Here is an 11,510-nt window from a genome sequence, read left to right as displayed (position 1 = left end):
ATAGATAATACATATACATTATCTATTAAATTAATTATCAAGCTTAAAATTACCAATAGATTAGGCGGTATAGAGGATTAAGAATATAGGTTATGTTTAGCCACAAACAAAACATCAAAATAAATTAACGAAGCAATTTTATCATTTTTGTTACCTATCACTTTCTTTTAAAAAAATATGTAAGACAAAGAAATAGATCAAAAACAATTACTGTCCTTACTCTATCAATAACAGGGTATATAAGTCCCAGAACATGATTTAGATCATCAGCTATTTCAATATGATATTTAACTGTTACAAAACAACCGATTAAAATGGATCTTTTGACAATAATCGTAACCACAAAAAATATAATCAGTGATATTTAAAAAATATCACTTTGGTTAGTTTCATTGTACAAAACTTTTTATGTATGAATATTTGCAATATTATTTCATTATAAATCAAACTCTTTTGAATCCTTTAACTCAAAATGACCTTGGTTAATCTTATATTTTTGTTTAAGATAAATTTGTGGCTTTGGATTTTTAATTAATCCTTTTTCATCACCATAATATCCAACTTTATAATAATAGGTGACATAGTTAGTTAGATTAATTGTGAAGTCAGTATTAATTTTAAATTTTGTGAAACAACTTATATCTTCATAATAATATTGTTTATCTAAAATCAAATTATCTACTATATTCCCTTGAGTATCATAACTATTAATTTCAATATTCAAAACAAGAGTATCTGATTCACCATATGAATTATAAATAAATAATTTATAATAATAATTTTCAAATTCAAAACCGCCAACCTCATAATAACGAATATAACCTTGAAATTGATCAGATTCCCATGAATCATCTTCGAGGTTACTCTCTATTTCGTGTGATTTAAATACCTTAGCTTGTTTTAAATATTTCGGTAATAATTTAATCTCATGATTTACTTCTTTATAGTATTTTGAAAATTGAGAAGACTTTATGGGTAAAGTCAGTATGTTATTCGAAGAGTGAGGAAGACATACCCCAAATGAAGAGACTAAAAATAATGAATAAAACATGATTATTACTTTAGCTAGTTTTTGTAAAAACATTTATATCCCTATATTTTATATAATCATATTAAAAGACAAGTGGTAAACAAATTTATTTTTATCTGTGTAAATTACTAATTTGATGTATTGACGGTAACCTTTAACACATTCACTTAAACTCAATTATTTTATAAAAATTTGTTAGATCCAACCAATTAAAAACTTTTTAGTCATTTATAGTAATCTTTTTTGATAAAAAATAGTACACATAAATACTCATGCTTTACAACGATTTAATCACAACGGCGAATAATTTACTTTATCAAATTTATCCAATAACTTTGTAACGATATGAATTGATACTAAGTATTATTAATAACTACTTAGCTAAACCGATCAGTGACAATTGCTCGCTTTATCGGTATTATATGGGGCATTTTTCTTATAATAGATTAGGTATAGTGTGAATATTCAACAATTACTAACTCAACGTATTTCACAGGCAATGATTATGGCTGGAGCAGATAGCAACTGTGATGCTTTAATCAAGCAATCAGCTAAAGTACAATTTGGTGACTATCAAGCTAATGGTATTATGTCCACAGCTAAAAAATTGGGTATGCCACCAAGAGCGCTTGCTGAACAAGTACTACAACATTTAGATATCAATGATATTGCTGATAAAGTAGAAATTGCCGGTCCGGGTTTTATCAATATATTTCTTAAAGATAGTTGGATTGCGGAACAAAATGAAATCGCTTTAAATAGTGATAAACTAAATATTACCTTACCTGCTAAACCACAAACCATTGTTGTTGATTATTCAGCACCAAATGTCGCTAAAGAGATGCATGTCGGTCATTTACGTTCAACTATTATTGGTGACGCAAGTGTACGTGTACTAAGTTTTCTAGGTCATAATGTCATTCGTGCTAATCATGTTGGCGATTGGGGAACTCAATTTGGGATGTTGATTGCCTATCTTGAAAAAATGCAAAACGAGCATGCTAACGACATGGAGTTATCTGATCTCGAATCTTTTTATCGTGCCGCTAAAAAACATTACGATGAAGATGAAGCCTTTGCTGAAAAAGCCCGTAATTATGTGGTAAAACTACAAAGTGGCGATGAATATTGTCGTACAATGTGGCGCAAACTAGTTGATATTACCATGACGCAAAATATTGCGACCTATAAGCGTTTAAATGTCACTTTAACATTAGAAGATACAATGGGAGAAAGTATATATAACAGTATGCTTCCAGGTATCGTAGCCGATCTAAAACAAAAAAAGCTTGCTGTTGAAAGTGAAGGTGCCATTGTTGTCTTTTTAGATGAATATAAAAATAAAGAAGGCGAACCAATGGGCGTAATTATTCAAAAACGTGACGGCGGTTATCTTTACGCAACCACTGATATTGCTTGTGTTAAATATCGTTATGAACAATTACATGCTGAACGCATACTTTACTATACTGATTCACGTCAACATCAACATTTAGAACAAGTTTGGCTAATTGCCCATAAAGCGAAATATGTTCCGGAATCATTAAAACTTGAACACCATATGTTTGGAATGATGCTAGGTAAAGACGGCAAACCATTTAAAACTCGTTCCGGTGATACAGTTAAATTAAATGATTTACTTGATGAAGCAACTGAACGCGCAACATCACTAATACGCAATAAAAACCCAGAATTATCTAACGAAGAACTGGCGCAAATAGTTGATGCCGTGGCTATTGGTGCGGTTAAATATGCCGATCTATCCAAAAATCGAACTACTGATTATGTATTTGATTGGGACAATATGTTGTCATTTGAAGGTAATACCGCGCCTTACTTGCAATATGCTTATACCCGAGTATTATCAGTATTTAAAAAATCCAATATCGCTGAAGATAATTTAATTGGTACAGTTAGTTTAGCAACAGATAAAGAGCGAGCGTTAGCAACTCGATTAATTCAATTCGATGAAACGATTTCAACAGTGGCAACCGAAGGCACACCACATGTACTTTGTGCTTATCTGTATGATATTGCTACACTATTCTCAAGTTTTTATGAAAACTGCCCTATTTTAAATGCGGAAAATGAAAGTCTAAAAATGAGTCGTTTAAAACTAGCTTCTTTAACTGCTAAAACATTAAAAATTGGTTTAGATATGTTAGGGATCAAAACTGTTGAAAAAATGTAGTTTGAAATTCCACCGATAGCCATCCCTATCGGTGGATACTTTATATTAAAACGTATAGCGCTCCTGAAACATTTTAACAAGTTATGAAAAAGTTTATTATTCATCATCAAAATAAGCTCATGGCGATACTGCTCTTATTGATGGCGATCATAGCTGTTCGATTATACCCTCATCCCCCTCTATCCGAATCACTAACTTTTTCAAAACGCTATTATGATGATAATAACCATTTAATTCGCATGACCTTGGCGAGCGATGATCGCTATCGTCTATGGACACCTCTAGAAGAGATCTCTCCTGATATCATAAATGGCTTATTACTACATGAAGATCAATGGTTTTATTACCATTTGGGTATCAATCCCTTTAGTTTAACTCGAGCTTTCTGGGCGACCTATATTGGCGGGGGAAATCGTCAAGGAGCATCAACTATTACGATGCAACTTGCCCGCATGCATTGGCGATTAAATACCAAAACTATTATGGGTAAATTGCATCAAATCGTTAGAGCAATCCAATTAGAACTCATGTATTCCAAGCATGATATTTTAGAAGCCTATTTAAACTATGCGCCTTTTGGTCGAAATATTGAAAGTGTTGGAGCGGCATCATTAATCTACTTTAATAAACCCGCATCACAAGTGAATTTACCTGAGGCTTTGACACTTGTCGTCTTACCCCAATCCCCCACTTTTCGAATTGACCGTAAAACAGGGATCGCAAGCGATGCCTTGGTTAAAGCCAGAAATCAATTATTTGATCGTTGGCAAGAACAGTATGCCGTTGATAGTAATATCACGGCACTTTTTACCCAAAAACTGATCTTAAACCAACCCGAACGATTACCTTTTGCTGCGCCTCATTTTGTTAACCAAATAATCCAAGAAAATAATAACGATGCAGAAGAAATTAGAACAACACTTGATAGCAATCTGCAAAAAATTATTGAACAACAACTCAATACGTTTATCGAACGAAATCGCTTAAAAGGGATCCAAAATGCTTCTGTAATATTAGTTGACACGCAAACCATGAAAGTGAAGGCACTTATCGGTTCAGCCAACTATTTTGATAATATCATTCAAGGACAAGTTAATGGAACACTTGCAAAACGGTCACCCGGCTCTACATTAAAACCTTTTATTTATGCTCTCGGTATTGATCAAGGAATTTTACATCCCCGAACGATATTAAAAGATGTAGCTACCGATTTTGGCTCTTATACCCCCGAAAATTTCGACCACAATTTTCGTGGTCCTATTTCTGCTACTGATGCATTGATTCACAGTCGCAACATACCCGCAGTAACTATTGCCTCTAAATTACAACAACCAACATTTTATCAATTTTTAATCAATTCGCACATTCAAAAACTTGCTAACGAATCTCATTACGGTCTAGCATTAGTTTTGGGTGGAGGTGAAGTAACTTCGCAAGAATTGGTGGGATTATATGCGATGCTAGCTAATCAAGGTAATTGGCAACCGTTAAAGTTTGTGGAATCAACTGAACAAACAAAACCAGAAAAAATATTAAGTCCCCAAGCTGCCTTTATGACACTAGATATGTTAAAACAAAATACCCGACCACAAGATGTACTGAGTAAAATGCAAAAAAATACCCTTCCGGTTGCATGGAAGACTGGTACATCTTGGGGATTTAGAGATGCATGGACTGCCGGTATTTTTGCTAATTATGCGATGGTCGTTTGGCTTGGTAATTTTGATGGTAGTGGTAATAACGCCTTTGTAGGTGTTGATGCTGCAACCCCACTATTTTTTAATATCGTCGATAGTATTAACGCTTATTATCCTAATTTACGTGAACCTAAGCGCCCTCTTCCTAGTAATTTAAAACGTGTTGATATTTGCTTAACCAGCGGTAATTTAATGACAAAATGGTGCAAAGCGAAAGGCAAAACCTGGTTTATTCCGGGTGTATCGCCAATCAAGCCAGATACCATTTTCAGACCAATAATGGTTGATAATCTAACTGGTAAAGCAGTTTGTCCTCCTTATGATTTAACCACATCTCACCTCGAAGTTTTTGAATTTTGGCCATCTGATTTAGCTGCTATTTTTGCTAAAGCAGGTATACCTAAAAAAGCGCCACCAACCACCAGTCATTGTGCATCTTCACAAAGTTACCTAGGTGAACCACCAAAAATAACTTCGCCACTAAAAAATGTGATATATCAATTCAGACCAGCCAAACAAAAAAATGAGCAAATCAGTTTTACTGCTAATAGTGATGGTGATGTCAAATCGCTTTTTTGGTTTGTTAACGACAGTTTTATGGGACAGTCAGAACCAAGAAAATCAATAGATTGGATCCCAACTGAGAGCGGTACATTTAAAATTTTAGTGCTTGATGACATGGGCAGAAGTGATTCAAGAACGATTAAAGTCGAACTGCGTAACTAGATTAGTAAAATAAAGGTAGTGAACATAACTTTAGCCAAATTAATCAGTATCAGTGTTCTTTAATTAGTAATTTAGTCAACATCATTATTAAACAATATTCAATATAATAGGAATTGATAAATTTTAACTCTCTGTCATGTATTTCATATAGTTAACCCAAAAAACTCACTAAAATTTAATGGCAAACTAATTTAGCCATTAGTTTAATACAACAATTACCCTCATATATCGATAAAGAACTTACCCTTCCTAAAAAATAGCAACTATGACTAAACATCAAATGAAACACTACCACTAACTGCATTAATATTTATTAAAAGAGATCAATTGATTAACTAATGAGTGAAGATAAATCAAACACCCGAAGTCACTTAAAAAGTGACTCATTGTGAGCCATATAGGTTATTTTATCAATTTAAACAACTTGAAGATATTTCCCTCAATTAAATATCAAATTTAAGATATCGATATGATTTAACAGATACTTGTCTCGATTTTTGGACGATTAATTATCTATATTTAATAGATAGTTAACTATAGCAACAGTCTAATAAGCAAAACATATCATCTCTTAAATGATTATTTAACGCTTGAAAATCTCAAAAATAATACTTTAACTATTTCATTTATTTATATATTTATTATTTTTTAGCACTTGATATTAGAAATTAATTCGCTAAAATTCCCACAGTTTATCAAGCAAAAATGAGTATTAAATTATGGCAAATTATAAGTCAACAAATTCAAACAATGAAATTGTTGACATTACCTTTTATCCTCCGTTCAGGGGGATTTTTTTTAGCTATTATTTTCAATATTAACAATAAATTAGTATCAACCAATCGTAGAGGCACATTATGACAGATAATAAAAAAATGTTATTAACCAGTCGAGATCAAAGCTTAAAAGCTTATTTAATGAATAAGATTAGAGAAAATGGCGGTTGGGTTAATGCTCATATGCATGCTGATCGAGCTTTTACGATTACCGTAGATAGTTTTGATGTCTATCAAAAACAAACATTAATTGAAAAATGGGATACGCTCGACAAAGTTAAAGCTGCCATGACAGAAGATGATTATTACCGTCATTTCAGTATGGCGGTAGAAAGAATGATTGAACAAGGAGTCAGTGCTATGGGATCATTTGTGGATATTGACCCTATTGCGCAAGAAAGAGCAATCAAAGGTGCATTAAGAGCGAGAGAAACCTATAAAAAAGACATCATTATCAAATTAGTCAATCAAACCTTAAAAGGTGTTATCGACAAAGAAGCGCGTTACTGGTTTGATAAAGGTGCAGATCTTGTTGATATTATTGGTGGTTTACCTCGCCGAGATGAACGTGATCATGGTGAAGGAATGGGGCTTAAACATTTAGATGTATTAATGCAAACAGGAAAATCGCTTGGAAAAATGGTTCATGTTCATGTCGATCAGTTTAATTCTCAAGATGAAATAGAAACAGAACAACTCACCGACAAAACCCTTGAACACGGCATGCATGGCCGAGTAGTCGCCATTCACAGTATTTCAATTACAGCTCACAGCTTAGCATATCGACAAAAGCTCTACAAAAAAATGAAAGAAGCTCAAATGATGGTAATCGCTTGTCCTTTCGCTTGGATCGACAGCCCTCGTCGTGAAGAACAAGGCCCGACACGAAACTCATTAACGCCAGTAGATGAACTTGCCGCTGCCGGTATTCCGGTTGCTATTGGAACGGATAATGTCAGTGACTATATGTTACCATTTTCAACTGGCAATATGTGGGAAGAACTTAAACTATTGGTTACTGGTTGTCGTTATACTGATTTAGACAATGTCGTTAATGTAGCAACCAAAAATGGACGAATGGTACTTGGGTTAGATTAATAGAGACTAGCGCAAATTAAATTTTCAAGGATATAACTAATAATATGCATTTAATTAAATAGTTAATCATTTTTTAATGCAAAAAGAGTTTCATAAATAAATCAAGCTGCAAAATGATTAAACTTGAATTAGATTTTTAAAACTAACAAAACAACTGACAACTTCCAACAAGCTAGTAAGGTAATAGAGTATAGCGATAATCGCCATTATCGCTATATAAATTTATAAGCAAAGTGATATGTTTGAACATCAAAATATATTCATAAAAAAGCTATTGTCAAAGTGGCCTATGAATATCCCTCGTATAGTCAACATAGGAACCTTGCTAAACTATTAGACAATATTCAACGCTATACTTTTGCTTAATTTTCAAACGAACTTTCCCTTATCCGAATACTGTCGGTTATTCTTTGCCATATTTCCATTATGCTGGCACTACGGTAGTTATAATCATTAACACTAACTTGCTTGGGTTTGGTTCTGCTACTAAATTGTAAATTCCAAATGCTGTTTTGTTGACTGTCATTCATGCCACTTGGTGGCTTAAGGGCAATATTACCGACATTCTCATATCCCTGTTCATAATCACTTATCACTACAACATCACAATTGTGTTTAGGATGCGTTTCAAATCGGAACCAAATCCCTACATCGGCCAGTAATCTTTGAATAAAAGTAAGGTCACTCTCTTGCCATTGTGTGATAAATTCACGAATCGGGTAGGCATCTTTTAGCTCTAATCGATAGTCAATACCGGTGAAACCATGATTACGTAACACTTCTTCTACTACATCAATCACACTTTGGTTTTGGTAAATCGCACTCTGGTGATGATTTGCCAATAATGCTAAACGTGGTTCTAGTTTAACCTGATAACGAGCTTCATCTTTACTGATTGACAAAAGACTAAACTCAGTAATGACGCCATAGAGCGTTTTAGCTTTTTCAGTCAGTGCAAACTCGCTAAATTGAGAGAGTTGTTTAGGTAAACTATTATGTGGGAGGAAAGTGAGTGATGCAGGTTTAGTTAGGACTGAATTAATATCAATTTGTTTATTTTGACAGGTGAAACTAACAATATACTGCCAAGGTTGATTTAATGATTCTACACCATTAAGCGAAAAAACGGAAAGTTGCTCATTAATATCAAAACCATCAATAGTCAATGCATATTGGTTTTTCTGAGAATCATTGAATAATGACACGAAATCCATGAGTCCTTGATTTATTGTACTCATATCCGTTCCTTATAATTTAGATTACATTTTAAATACCATGACCTTCCTTATTGTTTTATTAATTCTGCTTACAAAATATAGCTCTGTATTCCCTAAAAGATACGCTGTTTTTTTGAGCAACTCAATGATATTTTTTTCGAAATGAGATAACTGATCAAAATAATCTAACATTCCTATTACAATTATTTAAATGAGTTATAACGAATTTGTTTATTCAATATTTCCTGATATTTTTAGATAAAATAGTAGGTTAAATGTTACGTCAAAAGAAAATGAAACGGTATAGACTCCTGAATAATTTTTACAAAATAGATAGCAAATTATATACAAACCAACCCTGCTATAACTCACTTGGTTGCTATTTGTTGCGTCAAAAGAGAAATAAAACGGTATAGACTCCTGAATATTTTTTACAAAATATGTAGCAAATTATATAAAAACCAACCTTGTTAGAACTCACTTAGTTGCTATTTGTTGCGTTAAAAAGAAAAATGAAACGGTATAGACTCCTGAATAATTTTTACAAAATATGCAGTAAATTCTATACAAATCAACCTTATTAGAAATCTCTTAGTTGCTATATGTTGTATCCTCGAATTCAAGCATATGGGCCTCTATTCTTCATAATCTGGCAAACACTTTTGATGAAAAAAATAATTACCTAAAACCAGAGATACAAAACAGGTTTAACAATACCTTTTCATATTTTAATAATGGTCTGAAAAAAAAATTAAGAAATAATAATGCACAACATATAATCGCTATTACTCCACAAAAAAATCCAATAGAATGTTACGTTTAGAGAAGCCACAAGAAAGGATTTGTGCTTTTTCAAATACACAGGAATATTAACCATACTTGACGTAAATGATTCTGCTTTTGCAGTTATTGATTGAAAATTGTTAGTAGGTGTATGGTGATATAAATAATACCACTTAAATTTCCGTTATATTCTTTGTAACTGAAACAGATACAAAAAAATGGCTATAAAAAAGTATTGCAGAAAAAACAATTTTTAGCACTAGATTATAATCTAGCAAAATAAATCCTATTTATATTAATGTCGTTATTTATTATATAAAAATAATTTGTATTAATTCCGACTCAATACGATAACGACTTGAAAAGAAGAATATTACTAGTTTTGATATTAGTAGCTAATAAAAACCCAATAACGCATAAATAACATTATTGGGTTATAATTCTGTTGTTTAATTACAGTTTTAGCATCTATAGCTTTATTTTGCTATAATCTTTCTATTTCTGAAAAGATCCTGGAAAATTCATTTCTTAGTTCAGATTCTTGTTCACTGCGCGCTTCATTAGAAAGTTGATATTGATCTTTCAGATTACCTTCACTGTGATCATAATAGCCACTCGGCACATCTCCAGAATAACTATAATTAATTTGTGAAGAAGTTTTTTCAATTTTAAAAGAATTACTATAGCTCATTAATCCACTGACTCTTATGTCTGTTGTAAGCGTTAATTTGTTTTTTAAAGTTTCTGTTTTAACATTGAATGTTTGATCTCTTTCGGTCTTACTGTCATTAGTGACAGATCCATCGCGATCTGAATAATCTACTGAAGAACTAACATCAATGTAAACATCAGCGTTTGAATCTAGCTCTGCATAGTTATATTGTCTAATAACACTGCTCAAAATACTTTCACATTCAGAAGAACGACAATAAACCCTAACTTTACCTTTACGCATATAATCGGAGGCTTTACTTTCTGCATCACGATATTGTCCATAAGGCCTATAAACCTTTGCGGCACTACTATATTCCTCTGCTGCTTTGCGATATTGAGAATGACTAGAGTTTGAACTAGCTATTTTTTCAGCATTAGAATACATTTCTTTAGCAGAATTAGTACGCTCTAATTTATTATAATATCTGGCTAGCTTTTCGCTGTCTTTATATTTTCCTAGTGGTTTATAAACTCGAATAACATTTTCAAAGAGAATTGCAGCTAACTGATAATCACCTTGTTTTGCATACAATTTACCTGCATCATAAAGTTCTCTGGCTGTTGTTTGCATATATTTGGTCTTGTACAATTTATATAACTTTTCAATATCTTTATAGTTATAAACCTCAAATCCTTTTCGGTAAAAAACAGCTTTACTTTTATAGCTTTCTCCATTATTACCTACGATTAAATTACCTTCTTCATAATAAATTTTAGCTATATTTTCCTGTAATTTTGAACTAGTATATTTATCTAAAAAGAAACTAACTTCTTGACTATAAAAACGATTACTTAAACGTCTACTCATTTCTAATAATTTACCGTACGCCTCGATACGATTATCATAATCGGTACTTTTATAATTAGATAAGTCTGTTTCGTACTTAAGCATGACTTTATTAACCAAATCGCGTAATTGGCTAGCGTCATTTTGCTTAAACCTTGCTGAACCTTTTTCTTCAATATCGGCTGCCAATAAATTTATACTCTCCATGTAAAAACCTTCTGCATAAGCCTCCTCAAAAGTTCGGGTATGGCTACAACTGGCGACAAATAACATCAGTAAAACGGCTATAACGATTCGCATATGATTTCCCTTCAATCAGTTATAAAAAATTCTCTATATATTATGCATAATATACAATTAATTAGAGTGTTACTATAGAAAAACATTTTATTCTTTTACTAAAAAATTAATGATAAATAAATAGTTAATTAGAAAAAGTAATTTGGCTAGCATTTTTTGTTTAAAATGAAGGGATAACACCCCAATTAATA

General features: G+C 32.3%; 6 protein-coding genes. 3 read left to right on the top strand and 3 right to left on the bottom strand.

The features are described 5' to 3' along the window. Window positions 1–436: 436 nt before the first annotated feature. Complete coding sequence (locus A9G11_RS04610) at window positions 437–1,084, bottom strand: hypothetical protein (RefSeq protein ID WP_081298419.1); 648 nt, start codon at window positions 1,082–1,084, stop codon at window positions 437–439. Window positions 1,085–1,487: 403 nt separating this feature from the next. Between A9G11_RS04610 and argS the strand changes: the two genes are divergently transcribed. From argS to A9G11_RS04595, 3 genes are all read left to right on the top strand, one after another. After that, complete coding sequence (gene argS / locus A9G11_RS04605; RefSeq protein WP_065618345.1) at window positions 1,488–3,221, top strand: arginine--tRNA ligase; 1,734 nt, start codon at window positions 1,488–1,490, stop codon at window positions 3,219–3,221. An 83-nt stretch (window positions 3,222–3,304) separates the two neighbouring features. Continuing rightward, a complete protein-coding gene (pbpC, locus tag A9G11_RS04600; protein WP_065618344.1) occupies window positions 3,305–5,644 on the top strand; it encodes a penicillin-binding protein 1C in 2,340 nt (779 codons plus the stop codon). Window positions 5,645–6,501: 857 nt separating this feature from the next. Continuing rightward, complete coding sequence (locus A9G11_RS04595) at window positions 6,502–7,518, top strand: amidohydrolase family protein (RefSeq protein ID WP_218056049.1); 1,017 nt, start codon at window positions 6,502–6,504, stop codon at window positions 7,516–7,518. A gap of 362 nt (window positions 7,519–7,880) precedes the next feature. Here the strand turns inward: A9G11_RS04595 and A9G11_RS04590 are convergent, their stop codons facing one another. Together A9G11_RS04590 and A9G11_RS04585 are read right to left on the bottom strand one after the other, a co-directional pair. Beyond that, window positions 7,881–8,756 carry a type VI secretion system Vgr family protein gene (locus A9G11_RS04590; protein ID WP_065618343.1) on the bottom strand — a complete coding sequence of 292 codons (876 nt, stop codon included), beginning with the start codon at window positions 8,754–8,756 and terminating at the stop codon, window positions 7,881–7,883. 1,246 nt (window positions 8,757–10,002) lie between these two features. Continuing rightward, window positions 10,003–11,319 (bottom strand): hypothetical protein, encoded by a 1,317-nt coding sequence (locus A9G11_RS04585; protein ID WP_065618342.1) that lies wholly within the window; start codon window positions 11,317–11,319, stop codon window positions 10,003–10,005. Window positions 11,320–11,510 lie beyond the last annotated feature (191 nt).

The organism is Gilliamella sp. wkB108 (genome assembly GCF_001690195.1).
Taxonomy (GTDB): domain Bacteria; phylum Pseudomonadota; class Gammaproteobacteria; order Enterobacterales; family Orbaceae; genus Gilliamella; species Gilliamella apicola_L.
The sequence above is the reverse complement of the archived record's forward strand: the minus strand, read 5'-3'. Positions and strand labels throughout refer to the sequence as shown.

Excerpts from the sequence above, each read along its gene's own strand:
- A9G11_RS04590 (WP_065618343.1), bottom strand. The coding sequence starts at position 8,756 with ATGAGTACAATAAATCAAGGACTCATGGATTTCGTGTCATTATTCAAT.
- A9G11_RS04610 (WP_081298419.1), bottom strand. The coding sequence starts at position 1,084 with ATGTTTTTACAAAAACTAGCTAAAGTAATAATCATGTTTTATTCATTA.
- pbpC (WP_065618344.1), top strand. The coding sequence starts at position 3,305 with ATGAAAAAGTTTATTATTCATCATCAAAATAAGCTCATGGCGATACTG.
- A9G11_RS04585 (WP_065618342.1), bottom strand. The coding sequence starts at position 11,319 with ATGCGAATCGTTATAGCCGTTTTACTGATGTTATTTGTCGCCAGTTGT.
- A9G11_RS04595 (WP_218056049.1), top strand. The coding sequence starts at position 6,502 with ATGACAGATAATAAAAAAATGTTATTAACCAGTCGAGATCAAAGCTTA.